Annotated in this window: 10 protein-coding genes; 9 read left to right on the top strand and 1 reads right to left on the bottom strand. The window is 49.8% G+C overall.

Translation table 11 applies throughout. The annotated features are described in order from the left end of the window. Positions 1-241: 241 nt before the first annotated feature. Complete coding sequence (locus J2T16_RS14285) at positions 242-1,717, top strand: SulP family inorganic anion transporter (protein WP_341181317.1); 1,476 nt, start codon at positions 242-244, stop codon at positions 1,715-1,717. Between the two features lie 989 nt (positions 1,718-2,706). After that, the gene (locus J2T16_RS14280) at positions 2,707-4,296 is read left to right on the top strand and encodes a DEAD/DEAH box helicase (RefSeq protein ID WP_154892007.1); all 1,590 of its coding nucleotides are present in this window, start codon (positions 2,707-2,709) and stop codon (positions 4,294-4,296) included. A 559-nt stretch (positions 4,297-4,855) separates the two neighbouring features. Here J2T16_RS14280 and J2T16_RS14275 read toward each other — a convergent pair. Beyond that, positions 4,856-5,791 (bottom strand): hypothetical protein, encoded by a 936-nt coding sequence (locus J2T16_RS14275; protein WP_221791690.1) that lies wholly within the window; start codon positions 5,789-5,791, stop codon positions 4,856-4,858. Positions 5,792-6,200: 409 nt separating this feature from the next. Between J2T16_RS14275 and J2T16_RS14270 the strand changes: the two genes are divergently transcribed. The 7 genes from J2T16_RS14270 (at position 6,201) to J2T16_RS14240 (ending at position 20,953) form a co-directional block, all read left to right on the top strand. Continuing rightward, positions 6,201-7,994 (top strand): vWA domain-containing protein, encoded by a 1,794-nt coding sequence (locus J2T16_RS14270; RefSeq protein ID WP_221791689.1) that lies wholly within the window; start codon positions 6,201-6,203, stop codon positions 7,992-7,994. A gap of 275 nt (positions 7,995-8,269) precedes the next feature. Next, on the top strand, positions 8,270-11,659 hold the full coding sequence (locus J2T16_RS14265) for a tubulin-like doman-containing protein (protein ID WP_253499563.1): 3,390 nt from the start codon (positions 8,270-8,272) through the stop codon (positions 11,657-11,659). A gap of 13 nt (positions 11,660-11,672) precedes the next feature. Further along, the gene (locus J2T16_RS14260; protein WP_499018558.1) at positions 11,673-14,246 is read left to right on the top strand and encodes a transcription initiation factor TFIID; all 2,574 of its coding nucleotides are present in this window, start codon (positions 11,673-11,675) and stop codon (positions 14,244-14,246) included. Positions 14,247-14,423: 177 nt separating this feature from the next. After that, positions 14,424-15,707 carry a vWA domain-containing protein gene (locus J2T16_RS14255; protein WP_499018557.1) on the top strand — a complete coding sequence of 428 codons (1,284 nt, stop codon included), beginning with the start codon at positions 14,424-14,426 and terminating at the stop codon, positions 15,705-15,707. 21 nt (positions 15,708-15,728) lie between these two features. Further along, positions 15,729-16,421: a beta-mannanase gene (locus tag J2T16_RS14250; RefSeq protein ID WP_499018555.1), complete on the top strand. Its 693-nt coding sequence runs from the start codon at positions 15,729-15,731 to the stop codon at positions 16,419-16,421. A gap of 126 nt (positions 16,422-16,547) precedes the next feature. Then, entirely contained in the window at positions 16,548-17,807 is a 1,260-nt protein-coding gene (locus J2T16_RS14245) for a TRAFAC clade GTPase domain-containing protein (RefSeq protein ID WP_090924168.1), read from the top strand. Continuing rightward, positions 17,807-20,953 (top strand): GAP1-N2 domain-containing protein, encoded by a 3,147-nt coding sequence (locus tag J2T16_RS14240; RefSeq protein ID WP_499018553.1) that lies wholly within the window; start codon positions 17,807-17,809, stop codon positions 20,951-20,953. Before J2T16_RS14245 ends, J2T16_RS14240 begins: the two co-directional genes overlap by 1 nt. Positions 20,954-20,986: the final 33 nt, after the last annotated feature.

Here is a 20,986-nt window from a genome sequence, read left to right as displayed (position 1 = left end):
CTGGAACGGCAATGACATGATGATTATGAGACGGTGTTTGCGGCTGAATCAAGGCATTAGATCATCATGCACTTAGGGACAAGTAGACTAGCGATAGACAGGTTAAGGAAGCGGTTTGCTTTTACACATCACTGTCATTTTTATGGGTCCCAAGGTGAGAAATTGGACGTGTACGACTCCCGTTATTCTTCAGCAGGTTCGTTAATTTGAGGGACACATCTAGGAGGCAAAGCAACAACATATGAATACGTTAAAACAACAGTGGTTTGGCAATATCCGTGGAGATGTGCTCGCAGGCATCACCGTAGCACTGGCACTGATTCCGGAAGCGATCGCGTTTTCCATCATTGCAGGTGTAGATCCGATGGTGGGATTATACGCGTCGATTACGATTGCTATCGTCATTTCGATTGCGGGCGGTAGACCGGGTATGATCTCGGCAGCAACAGGAGCTATGGCGGTATTAATGGTAGGGCTGGTCAAGGATTATGGCGTGGAATATCTTTTTGCGGCGACCATCCTGACGGGCATCATTCAGTTTATTTTAGGCATATTTAAAGTAGGACGATTTATTACGTTTGTGCCTCATTCGGTGTTGACCGGATTTGTGAACGCACTAGCGATTCTGATCTTTATGGCGCAGCTCACCCACTTTACGGGAGCGAACTGGATCATGTACGTGATGGTGGCGGGAACACTGGCAATCATCTATATTTTACCGCGTTTTTTCAAAGGGGCTCCGGCTCCGCTTGTAGCGATTATTATCATGACTATTATTACGGTGGTCTTTCATCTTGATGTCAAAACGGTAGGTCAGATGGGCAATCTGACAAGTACATTGCCGATGTTCCATCTGCCGAATATTGCGTGGACATGGGATACACTAATGATCCTGTTGCCTTATTCGTTTACGATGGCACTTGTCGGTTTGCTGGAGTCCCTTTTGACCGCAACCATTGTGGATGAGATGACGGAAACCAAAAGCAGCAAAAACCGCGAGGTGCGTGGTCAGGGGATTGCAAACTTTGTAAACGGATTGTTCGGCGGTATGGGTGGCTGTGCAATGATCGGCCAGTCCGTCATTAATGTGAAGTCAGGCGGCCGAGGCAGGCTATCGACATTTACGGCAGGTGCGTTTCTGGCGATTTTATTGTTGCTCTTGAGCGGTGTGGTGAAGCAGGTACCGATGGGGGCGCTGGTTGGCGTGATGTTTATGGTGTGTATTGGTACGTTTGACTGGAGTTCTGTGAAAAATATAGCCCGCGTCCCACGCGCTGAAGCGATTGTTATGGTGGTGACGGTAGCGATCGTTGTTTACACGCATGATCTGTCGCTTGGTGTAATGGTTGGCGTCGTGCTCAGTGTGCTACACTTCGGCTGGAAACAGACCAAAATTCGCGTCCAGTCTAGCGAGGAGCAAGGACAGAAAGTGTATCGTGTACACGGACCGTTCTTCTTCGGTTCCTCGTCCCATTTCGTGGACAAATTCGATGCGGAAGCCGATCCGCAGGACATCACCATTGACTTTGACGGCTCGCATATCTGGGACAACACCGCGGTTGTGGCGATTGGCAAAGTAAAATTCAAATACGCGAAGCTTGGTAAAACCGTGCATTTGCGTGGATTAAACGAGGAAAGCTCCCGATTGCTGGAGCGCAGCGGTTTTAAGGCTTCTGATGCGGGTACCGTCCCGGGGACGGGCGGACACGGAGCATAAGGCTGAAGTGAAGTGTAAAGCTCATGTAAGGCTCGGGTAAGGCGTAAAGTTAAAGCGAAGTGTAAAGTTCAAGTAAAGCGAACGTTTAAGTAACTTGTTCCAAAATGGTATCGGTATTGGTATCTGAACGTTACAACATCAACAGGCGGCAAGTAAGCTAGAAATAGCGGACTGCGATGCGAACGAATATAGGCTATAGATAACGCTAGACAGTATTGATATGCAGCGGTCTCCTTGCGGTGTTTGCCGGGGGGAGCCGCTTTTTTTGTAGCTGTGAGCGCTAACGATCAGGAGAGAGCTTATTTAGCCCAATTTGGGCCATTTTCATTTCTAACGATCATCAGAGACGCTATTTTACTGATTTCACTACTTTTTGTGAGAATTCTCGTGATTTTTGAAGAAATAAGCTTCCTGGTGATCGTTAGAATTCAGACAAGGCATAATTCGAGCAAATAAGCTCTGTGGTGATCGTTAGGACTTTCGTGGTTGGTGTCACAGTAGTTGGTGTAGCTTGATTTACGAAAAACAAACCTTGTGTGTTCCGTACTCCCTATGTCCGGCTTATTATGCGCCGCGTGTGAAATATAAACTTAAAACGTCTGCTTTTTACGCTACATTCATGCTACAAGTTGGCGCGGTAGTTCAGTTTCGCTTTTGTTTTGCTGGATGAACGTGTAAACTACAGGGTATGGAGAAGAAGAGCAATGGAATGATTGCTTTTTAAAAATTCATTTCATAATCAGAGTTGAATTCAGGAAAACTAGTTTGGACTCACAGGATGTGTACTGCAGTTACGGGTGTGATTGGAGTAGAGAATCAGGTTCAGATGCAGAACTCGGGCACAAGGACGTAAATAGCAGGCTCGTATGCCGACTCAGACAATGACATAGACTCAATCAAGTTCAGACGGAGATGCCTATGCATTTCCAAGGGGGCTAGGGTCTTCTATGAAATGAACTTATCTAAATGAATATACAGAGGTGTAACGATTGGCAAACTTTGAACAACTGGGCATTCGCCCGGAATGGTGCGAGGTGCTGAAACATCAGGGCATCGCCGTGCCAACTCCAGTACAGGAGCGTTCCATTCCAGTACTGCTGGGTGGACGTGATATCATCGCCGAGGCGCAGACGGGCACAGGGAAAACGCTGGCTTTTTTGCTGCCGATTATTCAGAAAATTAACGTATCCGACCGCTCTCCGCAGGCACTGATTATTGCGCCTACGCGTGAGCTGGCATTGCAGATTACGGAAGAAGCGAAGAAACTGACCGCGAACGATGACAAGCTGCATGTGCTTGCGGTATATGGTGGACAGGATGTAGAAAAGCAGTTGCGCAAACTGCAAAACGGAACGCAGATCGTTGTAGGAACACCAGGGCGTCTTCTGGATCACCTGCGCCGTGGTACCTTGAAGCTCGATAATGTGAAAAAGCTGGTGCTGGATGAAGCAGATCAGATGTTACACATGGGCTTCCTGGACGATGTAGAAACGATTTTGAAAGAATTGCCGCATAGACGTCAAACGATGCTCTTCTCGGCTACGATGCCTAAGGGCATTCGTGTTCTGGCGAAAAACTACATGAAAGACCCGGAGGACGTGAAAGTTTCCTCCAAGTCCGTGATTCCGATTCATCAGATTCGCCAGCAGGTGCTGGAATGTACAGATCGCGGCAAGTTTGATGCACTTCGGGGTATGATTGATACGTATCGCCCGTATTTGGCGATTATTTTCTGCCGGACGAAGCGCCGGGCTTCGAAGCTGAACGAAGATCTGAGAGAAGCAGGATATGAGAGCGACGAGCTTCACGGGGACTTGTCCCAATCCAAGCGAGAGAATGTCATGAAGGCATTCCGTGATGCGAAGCTGCAAATCCTTGTGGCTACCGATGTCGCCGCACGCGGTTTGGACGTTGAAGGGGTTACCCACGTATTCAACTACGATATGCCACATGATGCGGAAAGTTATATTCACCGTATCGGTCGTACAGGCCGGGCAGGTGGAACGGGTCTTGCCGTGACGTTTGCAACCCAGCACGACAGACCGGAACTTGCTCGGATCGAGGAAGGTACGAATCAGAAGCTGAATCGCATCCAATGGACAAGCGAAGGACCAGTCGCTTCTACGGGAGCTTCTCGCCGCGTAATTAATAGCGAGGGCAATGATGAGCGTGGTGGTCGTACTGCCGGGACAGGCAGTGCCCGTCGCGGTGCAGGTCGTAACGACCGCCGAGATGGTGGACGTGGCGGTCGTGGATCACGCGGAGGCGAAGGTGGCCGTAGCGGTGGACGCAGTGGCGGCCGTAGCGGTGACGAGCGCAGCGCAGGCCGCGGATCGGCGCGTAGCAGCGACAGCAGTCGCGGTGCAGCAAGCCAAGGCCGCAGCAGCAGTAGCCGCGGCACAAGCCAAGGCGGCCGCGGTGGAGCAGGCCGCGGCGAAGAGCGCAGCAGCGGCGGCTGGGCTGGCCGCAGCGCCGACAAGCGCACCGCTGGACGCGGTGGCGCTGGTTCAGGCCGCTCGGACTCCGCTGGACGCGGTCCGAGCAGGGGCGACCGCCGCGATTCTCGTCGCGGGCGGTAACGCACTGGCGCAAGCGGCGATGCAGCCGCATATTGCGCTAGAAGCATCATAGCCATGCATCGCAGTAGCGGATGCCGCATGGCCCATATCGAGAGCGTTCGGGTACGTCATCGTACCGAACGCTCGAACCAAGGGTCGCGACGGAAGCACGTCGCGGCCCTTTTTTACAATCAGGATGCACATGCACTTATTCACACGATGTGAACCGCACTCCAGCCTTCACTCGTTATACAGTCACCACGCTATGATGGCTCCCCTGTGATCGTTAGAATTCGCACAATATGAACCAGAACGACAAAACACCTCATCCTAGACCTAAGGACGGGGTGTTTTTGGTTTAAAACTTATATGATTAAAAGATGGCACGATATCTTGCTTACTAGATCACAACAATTCAGGGAAGCTCGGTGTACCGTTCGTCTATAATTAGGGAGCTGATTTGCATTATTTTACTTACGGGTTAACTGGTTATTACACGCGGTTCGCTCACTTTTTATAAATCCGAATCTGAACGTAAGCCAGTCTTGATACGATATAGACCGGCTTGTTGCACAGACGGTCACCCATGGACATCAGCATACTGGTCGCGGTATTTCTCGTTATATACCCGGCCGACGGACTCCGCGAGTCCACCGCGTGCCTTGGTTGGATAACGCTCGATCGTGTGATAAAGCCGCATAAACCGGTCTTTGGGCATGAAACGTGCATAGCGGGTGATCAGACTGGGAAACAGTTCAATATATTTGCTCTTACGCACGGCAGCGGCCGCCACGGCGGTCAGAATTTGGATGCCATTATGCAACTGTAAAATGTGAACCTCATACGTGGCGATATATCGAATCGCGTCTTCACGAATCAGTTCCGGCTTCAGCCGGGCAATTTCGCCAATATACTCGGCGAGCAGCCGCTCGAAGTTCTGGAGCAGTAGCGGTTTAAGTTGCAAGTCCATATCGCTGCGTAACACGAAGGATTGCAGTAACGCGATCTGTTGCAGACGAATCCGGTCGTTATAGATCAGGGAGCCGATCTCGCGCAACATCTCGTAGGCGAGTGCCTCGTCCTCTTTTCGCGCTTCGGCAACAAGGGCCCAGTTCCGATTGATCCCTTGGCGAATGATCTCTTCGTCCAATCGTAGCAACTGTCTCATTTCGCGCCGTTGTTCAATCTGGAATGAACGCTGCTGCAAGAAGATTAGGCCGCCGAACAGTAACAGCGTCACCGTAACAGCGATCATAGACTGGTCCAGCGTTTCACCGAAATAAGTAGCTGCGGCGCCGATCAAAAGAACAAAGAAAGCATCACGGACCATCCTGCGTTTTACTCGTGAACTTGCTTTTTCCTCTACGGTGACAAGGGTGCTACGTCCGCAGGAAGTGCACTGATCTTCCCAGAGGCAGGTATACTGCCCGCAGCGTTTGCAGATATGCAACTTTTGGTAGGCATATGTCGTTCGATAGAAAGGCCGGATGGATACTACTTTTTTCGTACTACTCATGCTCCATCACGCCCACCATTTAGAATATTGTACAGGGTACGATCCGTGTCTTCACGGGAGACGGTCTTTCGCCGATGAACCTGAAACGTGATCACCTTGATCATAACAAAAAGAAACACTATGGCGAGGCATACGTATGTAACCATAATTCCGTCCCTTTCTAAGGCTTGAAGATCAAGCGCTGTTATATTGCGGTTTGTTGGTAATAGCTATATCATATTTCCATAGTTGGAATTTGAATTCCAACAAAGGCGCTAAAATCGTCGATTTTTGTCAGACATTACAAAATTGTAACTCAGAATAGGGGTGCTTTTCAGATTTTATTAGAAGACTGTTAAGATTTCCTTAAGGCTTGACGCCTATAATAAACTATTCGCATTTTAATCTCAAACGTGAAGGAGTACAGCCCATGCTGCGGATACGCAAAAAACGCTGGCTTAGCGGAACTCTGGTTCTGCTGGCATTACTAACCCTGCTGCTGCCTTCGGCATTGCTCCCCCAAGCGGAAGCTGCCCAGGCACAAACTAGTGGAATCGACGCGGTGCTTGTAGCCGATGTCAGCAACTCGATGAATACAAGTGATCGCGACAAGATCAGTAACGAAGCGATGAAAATGTTTATAGATATGCTGCCCACCGTCGGCGATAAAGTAGGTATCGTGGCTTACACCGATCAGGTGGAGCGAGAAAAGGCAATGCTTGAAATTCAGTCTGACGCAGATAAAAGTAATCTGAAAGACTTTATCGACCAGCTTGGCAGAGGCCCATACACCGATATATCCGTAGGTGTTGCGGAAGCCATGAACATATTGAGCCATGGGGCCGACCCGTCGCACTCGCCCATGATTGTACTGCTTGCGGATGGCAATAACGATTTTAACAAAAGCAAAGGACGCACGCAGGCCGAGTCGGACGCGGATCTGGCAAAAGCCGTCAAGGATGCGCAAGCGAAAGGTATTCCAGTCTACACGATCGGACTGAATGCCGATGGCAAGCTGAACAAAAATGCACTTGCAGACCTTGCCAAACAAACAAAAGGCAAGTCGTTTATCACCGATACACCGGATGATCTGCCGCAGATTTTAAGTGAAATTTTCGCCGATCATGCCAAGCTGAATGTTGTGAAGCTACCTTCTGTAACCGGAAACGGCAGTTATCAGGAAGTTACCGTGAACGTGCCGAATGACAGCGTGCTCGAAGCCAATATTTCCATCATGTCTTCGAAGCCGGTACAGGTACAGTTAACCGATCCTTCTGGCAAGAACGTAAACCTGAATTCGAATGAGGCCAAGCTATCTACCTCCAAAAGTTATTCGCTGGTGAAGCTCTTGAAACCTCAGGAGGGCGACTGGAAACTTCGGGTAAAAGGGGCTCCCAAAGACAGCATCGATATCAACTTGCTGTTTAACTACGATCTTCAACTCGTTGCGGACCCAATTAAGACCAAGTCCTATACGAAGGGCGACAAGATCGACCTGTCAGCGAGGCTGGAAAATGGCGGTCAACCGCTACAAGATAAAGATCTGTACGCGGACATGAAGGCCACCTTGATCGTGAATGACAAGGACGCAGGCAAGAGTGAAGAGCAACCGCTGAAGAACACCGGCTCCGGTTTTGCCGGAACCTTTGAAGTGCCGGACAATCACAACTATGAACTGATCATCCGTGCAGAGGAAGACAGCTTTTACCGTGAAAGTGCACCGATTGTCATCAACGCAGGGAGCACAGGCGGAAGTCAGGCAAAACCTACAACGCCACCTGCTGCGAATGATAAGCCGTTCCCTTGGTTGCCCGTCATCCTGGGTGTGATTGCCCTGATCGTGGTGGCGGCCTGCGGTTGGTTCCTGATGGGCTGGCTGAAACGCAAAAACCGCGGCTTTGTCGGTCAGATCATCGTGGAGATTCGGGATGAGAACACTGGAGACAAATCCTATCCGCAATACAAAAAGCTGGCATCCTTCCGGGGCAAGTTCCACCTGCATCAATTGTTGCAGCTTGATCCTGAACTGAAGGAAACCGAAAAATATATATTTACTCCTGGCAATGGAGACCGATTGATCATTCGCAATACCGCAGGAGGTACGCTGGAGAAATCAGGTCGTGCGGTAGATGCAAGCTCAGGCGTTGAACTGAAGAACGGTGATCGACTGAGCATCCCGCTGCAACAGGCGGATAAAACGATTTTGATTGAGTATTTGGTGTGACGTGTTGGAGCTCATTGAATGAGAGCTTTAAAAGACAGATTACAATTTACACTTTAACGGAGAGGACAGAGAAAACCTGAAGAAGCGAAGCGTTCGCCTGCAAGCTTTCTGAAAGAAAGCTGCTACGGAAGCATACGCTATCACCGGATATCATCCTTGAAAACATTTCAAAGATATCCGGGGATAACAGCGATCGGAAGGTTCCTCTGTCATCGGAGTGGCAAGTGTAAATGAGGTTTCTAGTCTTTTTAATTGAAATACAGGGAGGATATTGAATGAAACCGATCGTGAGAGAACATATTCAACAACTGGATGTATCACTGGGCGGAGGTATCGTCAGTGAGAAAATCAGGGTCGATACGATTGACAACCCGATTCTGATTATCGGTCTGGGCGGAACGGGAATTGACGCGCTACTGCGTCTGAAATATCAGATCAATCGTCGTTTCAAGCTGCCACAAGACCCGGTGTCCAAGAAAAAGATGGAGAAGCCGGACAACGTTGAATTTCTGGCGTTTGAAACGAACGAACAGGATCGCGCGAAGAAATACAGAGGCATCGGACTTGATCCGATCAACGAATTTGTACTGCTTTCGAATGCCGAGATTGGTGGCCTTTTGCAGAACCGCAGCGTGCTGGAGCCGTATATTACAGACTGGCTGTCTCCTGAACTGAGCATCACGGACGGTATGAACGGAGCCGCAGGGGTGCGTCAGGCTGGACGTTTGCTGCTGTTTACGAAGATCAATCAAGTCGTACAGGCCATCGATAAAAAGATCAAAACATTATCCGTTGGTACGAATAAAAAACTAATGGTATTCCTGCTCACCGGATTGTCCGGTGGTACAGGCAGCGGCTGCTTCCTCGATATTTCCTATATCGTGCGTGGCATCATTGAGCGGGATCACGGCTCTGCCGGGATTGACCGCGTCAACACGCTCGGTTACCTGTTTACGCCAGACGTGAACTTGTCCAATAAAAGCCTGAGTGAGCATACACGCGAATATATTCGCAAGAATGGATATGCAGCGCTCAAAGAGCTGGATTACTGGATGAACGTGGACAGCCGCGGTGAGCGGTTTACCCAGAAGTACGGCAACATTTTGGCCGTGAACTCACCGTTGCCGCCATTTAACCTGTGTCATCTGATCTCGGCGACCAATACGGAAGGCAAGTTATTGGAGAATGCCTACGACTACTGCATGAACGTTACGGCGGAGAACATCACCAACTTTATCTCCAGTGAAGAGAAGCAATCGGGTGAGGAATTTGCGATCCATGACTATATTAGCAACATTCGCACCAACATCGCACAGATGAACAAAGTGTACCCGGCCAACTACGATTACAACATCATCGGCGCATCTTCGGCTGTACTGCCGATCGAAGAGATGACAACATATCTGGCATACCGGATGTTCGACAAAATGAGCACGATGTTCTCGAAGGCACCGAATCAGGAAGATACCGAGAAGTTTGCGCGTAAGCTGGGCATCGATCTCGAAAGTGTCGTCAAATCCTTCGAATCCCGCGTACCTGAACCGCTACCGGGTTACCAGAACAGCGAACGTCTATCCTATGGCAACGTGGTGAAATCCCAGGTCGTCAACATGGATACGGAGCTGGAACAGAACTTCCTGGCACGTGCCCGTGAGGAATATATCAAGGCGAAGAAACAGCTTCCGGGCGAGATTGCGGGTCAGTTTACCGAGCAGATTCGGCGCATGTTTTTGCATCCTGAACAGGGTCCCTTCTATGTTTCTCGTTTGATTTATACTGAAAAAGGATTCTGTGTACTAAAAATGATTCAGTCGTACATCGAAACGCTACGGGAAAATGCGTTCCGCATTCCACGTGATATTGAAGCGGCTCAGGAGCAATCCGAAGAGAAGCTGGGTGATGCGAAGAGTGCTTTTGTCTCCAAAGAGAAGAAAAAGAATGCTTATATCGAAGCGAAGATTCATGAATACTGGTTGCACGCCGATGTGGAACGCAACGACCAGATGATCGAGTTCTATGAAGATCTGTATGAGCTGCTGAATCAAGAGAACAGTCGCATTTATAACGTATTTTCCGAGACGCTGAATGCACTCAGCTCCATCTTTGCCAAGAACGGCGATCTGCTGACACGCGGCGAAGAGCAAACGGATCATAAAGGAAACAAAACCTATTATTGGAACGTGGTAAGTGTACCGGATATCGTGAGCGTGGTGGACGGGTTGCTGGACAAACGCGACACGGATGATCTGATCCGCGACTTCTCGCGTGAGCTGCTGGAGAATTCGAGCCAGTGGGTGAAGGAAAACGAGATTGATATCGTCAGCTCCATCTCTGATTTCCTGAGTGAGAAGTTTGGTGATCTCATTACTCGCTCCATGGAAGATTTCCTGGTGATCAAATATGGGAAAGACGAGTCCGTTGAGAAATTCGTGGAACGTTTTATTGCAGGTAAGCTGGATGACGAGGCCGTGCCGGTATTTAATCTGAGCAATAGCACAGGCAGTCTACATTTCCCTTCCTGGGGGTTTGTGTCCGTGCCAGCACAGGCTCCGGGTATCTTGAAAGGGATTCGTAACTACCAGAACAATGCCGTAGGCAAATCCCACTTTACTGTTAAAGAGAGCGAAGTGCGGAACCGTATTTTCTGGCTGAATACACGCAACGGGGTACCACTCTTTGTATATACACCGCTCAAAGTGTATGAAGAGAGCTATGAACGCACGATTTTGGACAAAGAGGGCATTGGACGCCATCTGGTGCAGACGGAGAAAAATAACTGGACGTACCTGCCATCTCCAATCCCGGAAAAGTCTTGGGGAGATGTGTACGAGAATGCCCGCGTGAAGCAGTATAATGCACGGGTTCGCAATGAATTCGAGCAAGCGCTCGGTTATAACATTGTCACTGCCAAATCGCAGGATGAAAATACAAGTAACCGATATGCGATTGTCACGACGGAACCGTTTGACCTGTCTGCCAAGCTGGCTGCTTACGACATGCGTCTCACATCGAACGCACCGAATCTGGGTGAGGTGAAACGAGCTGTTATGGAGCTGAAACGCCTGCAATCCGAAGGACTGCCGCGGGTAGATGTGAAGGATATTTTCGGAAGTATTAATGAAGATATGGCGAAAGAAAACCTTGTACGCTCTCCACAGCTTATCGCGCGGGTACGTGAGGAACTGGCGAAGATGAATGCAATCACTGCGAAAGTGGCTGAACTGGAAGGCATTCTCGCACAGTATCAGGATGAAGAGCAGTGGTATGATCGCTTCATCGAAGCACTCTATACAGATACGATTGTTAAAAAGGGTGCACTATACGTCTATGACCGTGATCCGGAGGAAGACGCATGGGAACCGTTCGCTAACCTGATGAAAAGCCGTAATTTCGCTGAATACGAAGTGTTTGGCAACTTCCGCGGCCTGTCCGAGAAGGATCGCAGTACATTGCTACGCAAATCCTCCCGTCGCGACAACGACCTGACCGCTTCCGAGGATATTACACCGCTCCTGAGCAAGCTGGATGATCTGGCGGCATTGTTTATGGAGTCACGTGATCGTCTGGAGTATGAGCGGGTAGAGCTCGCAAACGGAGAAGACATCTACCAGTTCTATAGAACGATGTCGTCGAAGCTGAACGATATTCGCAGAAGGCTGAAATAAGGTGGCTGATGGTATGAATGTACCAATGAATATGCAGCAAAAAGAAAACGGGATGCAGCACGCCTTAAAGCGTGAGCTTTACAAGTACGCTGCCCGTTACGCCGTAGAACAGGAACGCCAAGGAAGCCAAGGGGATGGACGCAGCAGCATCCATTACCCGGCCTTGTTCCTTTTTGTCGGTGATCTGGTGAAACCTGCGGTGTCTGCTGTGCATGATATTAACCAGTTGAAGTGGGATAACGAAGACGGTGTAGTATACGTACACATTGGGACAGATGATATATCGAATGAAGCCGATGCGGGAAATGCATCGAGTGCTTCCAGTGATTCGAACGCATTGCATCCAGTAGATGCAGTGAATGAAATGAATTCGTCTCACAATCACGAGAAAGCAAGATTAGGTTATGGGGCCGTATCATCACATGAAAACGCTCAGGTCACGTACCACCGTTTACCAATCTCCACCTCGCATTCACAGCGGAGTTCTTCCAAAACGCTGCGCAAGGATGTACACCGTAGCTTTCACGAGTCGGCAGCGGCGCTTTTTGGATTAAATCGAATGATGCGGCGGGTAAGCAACCGTATTGCTGAATATGGACGGCTGTATTCGTCCTTTGATCGAATTTACGTAACCGTCATTACCCGGGCCGATGATCCGCTGAATGTACTGTTGCCGGAGATAACGAAGCTGGCCGAGACCATTCTGGCACAGTCTTTCAAGTCGGTACAGACGGATCTTCATGTGCTGGTTAGTGAGATGGAGCAGGTCGATTCCTTTGGATATGCCAGCGCAGCGGGACTTGCTTTTCTGCGTGAGCTCGATTACATGCAATCGTTGGATTACATGTTCAGCGGCGAGTTGCTGGTGACGGAGGACGGGATATCCATTCCCGTAACCCATCCTGCAGCGCCCTTGTTTGATCTGGTCTATGTACTTTCGGACAAAAACGAACGTGGCACCGGTGTACCTGGCGGCTGGATTGAAAATGCCGAGATCATCTGCCGCATCTGCTTGCTGAAGAACCGGAAGCAGGAGGAGAACTATGAAGATCGTGCTGCCATCGCTAGCACGGGCGCGAATACCTACAATAATACGTCGTTTAAAAATAATATCCGTACCACCTCGGATCAGCATGGGTATGCCAGTGCAGGTTTTGCCGAGATCAGGCGGCCGAACAAACCGATTGCGCTGACCGTGCTGTACCATCTATACCGTTATCTGCTTGGCCGGATGCAACAAGAACCGGACTGGAGTATCAAGGACAAAATGACCTTTTTCGGACTGGATGCCTCCTCCGTGGAACAGAAGGTGCAGGGTTTGTTGCCAAGCGAAGACCTCGTTAGTGGCATGAGCGGCATCATGACACATAATCGCAGCTTTGCTGAACTCAAGCCGCTTTCTTTAAGAGAAGCTGAGCGAGCACTGTATGGAGAAGGAGCGGAAGCTTACTTCCGTGAAAATGTTGTCCGTCCGGTGCAGGAGCGTGTACGCGAGCGCAGTTCTGCAGGTGCGCTTAGAAGGCAGGCCGAGCAATCTCATATGGAATATCCTGAAATAGGATACTTTCAGTGGGCTGCCTGGAGCGACGGTAAGCCGGGGAGTGTTCGCGAAGCCCTGCTCGCCCTGATTCGCGACAAATCGATGCAACTCGAATCCGCACGGGCACTGATGGAACAGCGTCAGCAAGAGCGGGTAGAGGATCAACCGATCAAACGTGCGCTCTTCCGTGATAAGCAGAACGTGCGCAATCTAATCGATTGTTTACTGGAACGTGTATACGAACCCAAGGTAGACCTGCTACGGTTGGAAAATGAACTGCATTTGCTTCGTATCTACGATACGGAAATGGAAGAACTGCATCGCTACAGTTGTCAAGTTACAACCTCACTTGAAGCGCTGGAGCGTACATTGCGTGAAGTAGCGGAAGAGAGCATTGCCGCTGCTGACGAATACATTGGTCAGAATGTCATGGAGTATTACGGCAAAGTAACGGAAGAACTGATCGCCGATCTGGAGGCAAGACGGGGGCGGGAAGTATGGTTCGAAGATCGCTACATGGGAGATATGAATGAGCTTGCGATCAAAGGCAGTGACCGTTTGCTTGCACGCTTAATGGAAGTTTGCCGTGACTTGTTGCTTTCCGCGGAACCGCTACGCTTATCGTTTGAAGAGGAACTACTGCAGCGAGCTAATGTGACGATTACGTACAGGGATCGGGATGTGTTGACCCGCGATGATCTATTCCGCAGGCTGTATCACACATTAGAAGATCAGGCCGTTGTTCGGATACGGGTGTTCGACTATACGCAAGAGCATCGGTATGAAGAGAAGTACTTTTTTGGCGACCATCACAGTGCTTTTATGGACTACGCGGCACATGCAGAGGAAACCTCGCGCATTTATAAACTGGGTATAGTCTATGAGGAACGTAGTAGCGGGGTAGAGAAGCTTAATCTGATGGGTGGTTTCCATCTGGAGGATCTTATGGTGTACCGTAATGGTAAGGTGTACTACGATTCTTATACGGAAAATGGTTATGAGCTTCACCCTGCGGAGCTAGCAGAGAAACTGTCTCCGCTTCGGTAGCGGAATGAAAGAACATATAGCACAATGCACGTTGGAAGGGGCATCCTGTTAAGGGAGTGTAGAGGTAAACCATCTTTAAGTTCAACTTGCTTAGATTAAGCAGAGGTGTCCTTCTATGTTTCGTGGGTACTAAGTCAGCCCGCTTCTGGCGGGCGTTGAGAAAGGATGCATGCAGACATGCAGCGAAAAATCAATCTTCTCCTGGTGCTGTTCAGCCTAATTGGCGGAGCAGTTGGTTTTGCGGCAGGAGAAATCATGCTGCATCAGTGGCTTGGGGAAATGCCGCGCCTGCTGCTGATGGGGTTATATTTCGGTGTGCTAGCACTTAGCGTGGGGCTGTTCTGCCTACTGGCAGAGATGATCTCACCAAGACTGAACGGTGCTTCGTGGAAGCTCAGGTATCTCAGCTTGTCCTGGAAGCTGCTTGTGCCTGCAACGCTAGCACTGCTACTGGTTGTAGGGATGGGATTGCAATTGCTGTACCAGATCAATCCGGGCGGAGCAAAACAGGTCAAAGACATCATATTGATGATTGATAATTCAGGCAGCATGAACGAGACTGATCCCAATAACGGGCGGTTTGAAGCAGCCAAGACGCTCATTAATCAGATGGAGAGCGACAAACAGGTGGCTGTCATTACGTTTGACGATCAGCCTCAACTGTTGCAGCCGTTTATTGCCGTAGATAGTGAAGCTGCCAAAAGCGAAGTGAATAGCAAAATCGACGGCATTGTCACCACATCCGGGGGGACGAATTTTGATGCGGTACTCCGGGAAGGCATGAAACTGATCGAAGGCAAACAAGATCCGAAACGGGGAACAGTCGTTATCCTGTTATCGGACGGATTCAGTGATGCTGATATCTCAGGCATTTTGCCGCAATACGTACAGGAACAAGTGGCTATCCATACTGTTGGTCTGAGCCTGGTAGACCCTTCGGGTACGGATTTGCTTAAGAGCATTGCTCAGCGAACCGGCGGGATGTACTATGATGTACCTGACGCAGGTGGGCTGAATGTCGCGTTCCAACAGATTTACGATACGATTGATGAACGTACTCTCGTGACGGAGCGTACAGGTGCGATGGAACACAGTATGTATCTGGCCATTTTCCGTGTTGTGGCTTTGCTGCTGATCGGTGTGGCGCTTGGCGTATCCCTTGGACTTGTGTTTGATAACCGTCATCTTGCACTCAGCTTCGGTGTAGGTGGTGCAGTATCAGGTTTGCTAGCCGGACTGTTACTGGAGTGGGGGTTAAGCGGTTCTAATGTGGGTGATGCTTTCGTTCGATTGGGAGCCATGCTGATCCTGTCAGGTATACTTACCCTTTTCTCCTGGATTGTTCCGATCAAAGAGAACACACCACGCAAGAGTAAAGGGCGCCGGGATGCTGGCCGTGGAACTTCTTCTGCGGAAGGATTCGGTAGGCGGCCAAGAGATACACGCAGCAAAGGATTCTAACATCGGGGAGGTCAACGGAATATGCGGTTTATGAATGCAGATGCAGATCCTTCGGCTCCCCGGATTCGAAAGTTGACGCTCGCAGTAGACGAAGGTCGTTGCACACTTCGCTGGCTCTGGCCGGAGCAACTTGAGGCGGTATACGTGGAACGATTGGAACTTAATCTTATGAATACGGATCGTGTGGGTGAAGAACACAGGAGTGTTACTGATTATGGAGACCATGTGGGCGGATCGACACAGGGCAAGCTGAAGCTGTATACGCGAGAGGAGTACAAGGCGAATAACGGGTATGTGGATCGAATGACCGGCTTTGGTGCGATTCAGTACACGGTGTACGCATGCCAGATGCATGAGGATGGGCCTGTACTGATCCGTCAGCAGGATGAAGATAATCAGGGCATTGCAAGTGCAGGCAAGGCGGATATCCGCTTTGCCATTCGCTATAAGAGCGGTTTTTTTCAGAAACGCAAGACGGTGTTGATCACGGTAACTGCTGAGGTACCTGTGCCTAAAGAAGCGCTTTGTTATGTTCGTAAACAAGGTGGCGTTCCGCTGAACAAGGACGATGGAACGGTGTATCCATTTGTGAGTGATTTTGTACCGGGGAAAAATGAAATGCCGCCCGTGGAAGTGGCCAAAGACGACTATATCAGGTTATTCTTCACGGACGGCCCCAAGTACGGAGCTGCCTATCGGCTGATATCAGATTAAACAGACATGACGACTGAAGTTGAGCTTTCAAGCGATTGGAAGGTTGTTCTGTCATCGAAGTGTACCGTGGAAATAACTCCATTTAACTTGGATGTATTTTACACAGATAAGGGGAGGGGAGTGTCTATGAGTTTTTTTAGCCGGTTTTTGAAGAGACAGCAGCCGGAGGAACGGCCGTTGTTCTACGATATCGTATGTCCATACTGCTTTAGCAAATTCTCACCGGAAGAGGTTGTGTTCCGTGCGGCTCACCATCGTGACGATGACGAGGATTATGCACTCGGAGAAGATGCCAAGCTCAACCGATATCGGGAACGCTTTGGGCTGGATACGGTATTTGATATGGAAGCTGTGCTGTCACCTTATGATGTACCGGAGGAGCACCGGATCTATTCGGATAACATTGTCATGGGCCTGAATGATCGTTACGGTGTGATGACACGCCGCCGTCTGTGCCCGCATTGTCATAATGAGTTGCCTGTAACAGCGGGTAAGGCACCAAGCAATATCATTTCAATTATTGGTGCATCCCAGGTCGGGAAATCCGTGTATATGACTTCCTTAATTCATACGTTGCAGCATTATACTGCGGATCATTTTGATGCCGCTTGTATGCCGCTGAATGCCGAAATCAGCCGCCGTTTCCGTGCGGATTATGAAGAGCCGCTGTTCGAACGAGGCGACTTGCTGGATTCCACGCAGAAGGAAAAGCTGCAGGAGCCATTTATTTTTCAGTTTGTGTTCAAGGACGAGGATAAAGCGCCGCTGACCCTGGTGTTTTTTGACGTGGCAGGTGAAGGTATGGTGGAGCAGGATTATCTGGGCTTGCACGGACAGCATATCAAAAACTCGGCAGGTATTCTGTTCATGGTTGACCCGCTTCAGATTCGTTCGATCCGGGACAAAATCCGCATTAACCTGGGTAACGAACCGGGAGAATGGACGCCGAAGTACGATGAGCCACGCGATGTGGTACTGACCCTTTTTGGTGACTTCATCGCCTATCAAGACAAGGCCAAAACCAATATTCCAACCGCTGTCGTGCTCACCAAAAGTGACATGTTACATTCCCTCAAGGACGAGGAGGGCGATTACATCAAATCCAATAGCAATGTGTTCCGCAACATGGTGCACCGCGACTCTTTCGACCTGACCGAGTTCGAGAATATCGACGGGGAGATCCGCCGTTTTATCGAGAAAGTGGACCGTCCGTTCAAAGGCACGATGGATGTGTATTTCAAAGACACCGCTTATTTTGCCGTATCTGCGCTGGGAAGTAATCCGGTAGATATGAAAATTCAGGGTGTAGTTAGTCCCATCCGAGTGGACGAGCCTTTCCTGTGGCTGCTATACAAACTCAAGTACATTGAGGGGAGAGTGGGATGATGCGTTCTACTAACACTCCGCCCATTGAACAGCAGATGTACACGAGAGAGCGGCGCGGGGTATTCCGGACAACGGAGGGGTTTGACACGGTGGCTGCATCACCGGGACTGGAACCTTCTTTTATCAAAAAAATACTTCATCCTTACTGTGTCTATGATGCTCCTGCGGAGCTGACAGGCCGAAGTGAGAAGGACGAGAGCAAGTATCCGGCTTCGATGCACCTGCTACATCTGGAGAGTGGCGAGACCATTCTCGGGCAAAATGTGTATCAGGCTGCGGATTTTACCGGCCTGCGCAGCGCGTTTTTCGCTCACAATTATGTTCTATCACCGGCAAGCTCGGAAGAATATATGAAACGTGGCGACTGGCTAGATGCCGTGTTCGCCAACTCATATGATATCGAGCAGGGTACAGAGCTACCTGCACTGGCAGCATTACCTTTAGCGACAGAAGGTGGAGCAGGACTTGGAACTGAACTGCCCGGTGGTAGCTTTGAGGCAAACACGTCACCGAGCCAGATTCTAAGCGCTCTGAAAATGGACGAGACATTGTTCAAGCGTATGCTGTATGCCGTGATGCAATCTGTGGCTGCACGTCGCAAGGTATACATAGCACTGGATGTGCCAGCAGAGGAAGTAACAGCAGGAGCCAAGGCATTGCTTCGTCTGCTGTACAAGGCATTGCCGTATGCGTTCCGACGTCAGCTTGGTTTTATGACATTTGCCAAAGAGCCACAGGCCAAGAAAGGTATTCATGTGCAATTTGTGGAGCGTGGCACACTGCGTCCCAAGGATCGAAATACGGAGAAGGATTTTACATTTGATCTCGTCTCTGGGCGTGTCACACACGCGGATGCTTCAGTTGCGAAGTTACCATACGCAGAATTTGCGTGGTTTTTGATGCAGGATCAGGCAAGGTCGGCCGAGTTTTATGGATTTGCCGATGAGATGTTGGCAGGCATGGAGCCTGGACGTGAACTTTCCATCGAAGCCTATGGGGAGCTATCTGTATTTTACAGCCTTGAACAAGGCGTAGAGGATTTATATCTGAATAACAAACATGAGGTCTTGAGCGGCTTGTTGACATATCTGAAGCCGGAGGGCGGATTACAGCAGCGTTCACGTCTGAACGAACTGTTCCTGACCTTGCTCAGCCGGGAGCTGGATAGTGTACGCCGGGAAAATGTACCCGAAGAAGTGGTGGCTTCTCGCATCGGTGAGTATTTTAGGGTCGCTGCACCAGTGGTGAAGGCCCGGATTGTGGATTATTTTATCTACGGTGTAAACAATGCACGAGCGCAGAAACGATTGCGCGCTGTGCAGGAGCTGTATACCATTTTGGATCGGGATGCTCAGTTGAATCAGGCCTTCTTTGATAAGGTGCTGGGTAATGCTTCTTTAACCAAACTGCTGTTTGAGCCATATCTGGACAATCAGCTGAAACGTACCGAAACGGCAGCAAGCGTGATTGAGCTTATCCAGCGATGGGTTACGGCTCATCCATCTGCCATCCAATCCGCTTTTTTAGTGGAACGGTCTTGTACCGAGCTACGGGAAAGACTGTGTTCTGCGCCCAATCCGGTGCAATCAGCGAACGAAGCTCTTCAACGGGTTAGCGTTTTGGACTTTATCACCGAGAGTGGTGCGATGGAATCGGAAATTACCGGATATATCGGACAAACAGAGTTTTTTGCCGATTCAGGACAGCAGGCTACAACTACGCATCCTACCAGCAAACCAACCACTCCGTCCCTTGGTAAACAACCGGTTGCATATCAGGAGGCTTTAACCAAGCTAGCTGACAAACTTGCTTATGTCATCAACCTGTTTATGATCCAGGATCTTGATCTGGACCGGGTGAATCGGGAGCAACTGTTGCAGATCGATATTTTGCAGCATGAGCATGAGGTTCGGGATTGGTCGGTACGTCAAGGCTCGGATGTCGTTGCAAGAACCAATATGATGCTGGCAGCCAGAGCTTGGCTTAGCGGCGACGGTAATGCGGAAGAAGGAATGGAATCTCTCTCCCTTGCTGAGCGGGACGAGCTTCAGCGCTGGACTCGTCGCTGGCTCGCGGCAGAGCTACGGAATCAGCCGGGAACACCAGCGTATGAGGCATTGTCGCTTGCGTTTTATCGCGGGGGTAGCGGGAGTAATCGGCTTGATTATTCGGGTCTGATCGAGTTTGCACGCAGTCATATGGGGCACCCCGAAGAGATCTATACTTTTTTTGAATGGTCTGGTGCGCAGCGCATGTTTGTTCGCGGTTCTAACGCACATAAAGGATATGCAGATGCCATCATCCTGTATTTCAAAACGCATGATCGGGAAGCGTTCCGATCCAAGTCTGCTTTTAAGCCGTACTATGCCAAAGCAGGAAAAGCGCTGAAGCCGGTCTATGATCGGGCCAAAGCGGAACTTGCCTCCCCGTTCATGCGCATGTTAACAGGACGGAAGAAAACACGGTGGATGGGATTGTTGCTGTTGTTCCTGATTCTCGGTGTTGCAGGTGGTACGTATGCTCTGATGAACAATTCATCTGAACCTGAGGTACAGCCACCGATAGATCGGGAACCTGTAACTACCACGAATCCCGAAGAGAAGCCAGCAGACTACATTGCGTATATTGTTGCAGAGAACAAGCAGGAAGGGTCTAAATCACCAGCCCAATTAGTCATCCGCTTTCGGAGCGAGACAGGCGGAATTCCTTTTGAAAAGGGGAATCTTCAGCTACATATGGATGACGGAAGCACAAAGGATATCGATGTTACAGACCAGTGGGAAAGCCTGAATCGTGGTGAAGGCTCTGATACAGAAAATACAGGTCAAGGTTCAGCTGATTCAACGAGTGAAGCGGATAAGGGTGCTCCATCCGAAGTTGACAACGCGTCAACCGGCACAACAAATGAATCACCGGAGCAAAGCCAAAATAAAACAGGTGATAATTCAACCGATGAAGCTTCACCAGAGGGCCAGAATAAAACGGACACTAAGGCACCGTTAACCTTGGCAGAAGCAGATCGCTTGTACCCCTATGGCATGCAGATCTCGATCCCGGACAATATCAAACCCGAGCATGTTGTGAGCATCCAGCAAGGTGCAGAAGGCTCGGAGATCACGATTAACCTGATGCGGGAGCCAAGTTGAATTTGTGTATTAGGCCCCATTTGAATCGGAACA

The sequence above is a fragment of the Paenibacillus intestini genome (assembly GCF_030803945.1).
Lineage (GTDB): Bacteria > Bacillota > Bacilli > Paenibacillales > Paenibacillaceae > Paenibacillus > Paenibacillus polysaccharolyticus.
Note: the sequence above shows the minus strand (reverse complement) of the source record. Positions and strands in the feature narration are given on the sequence as shown.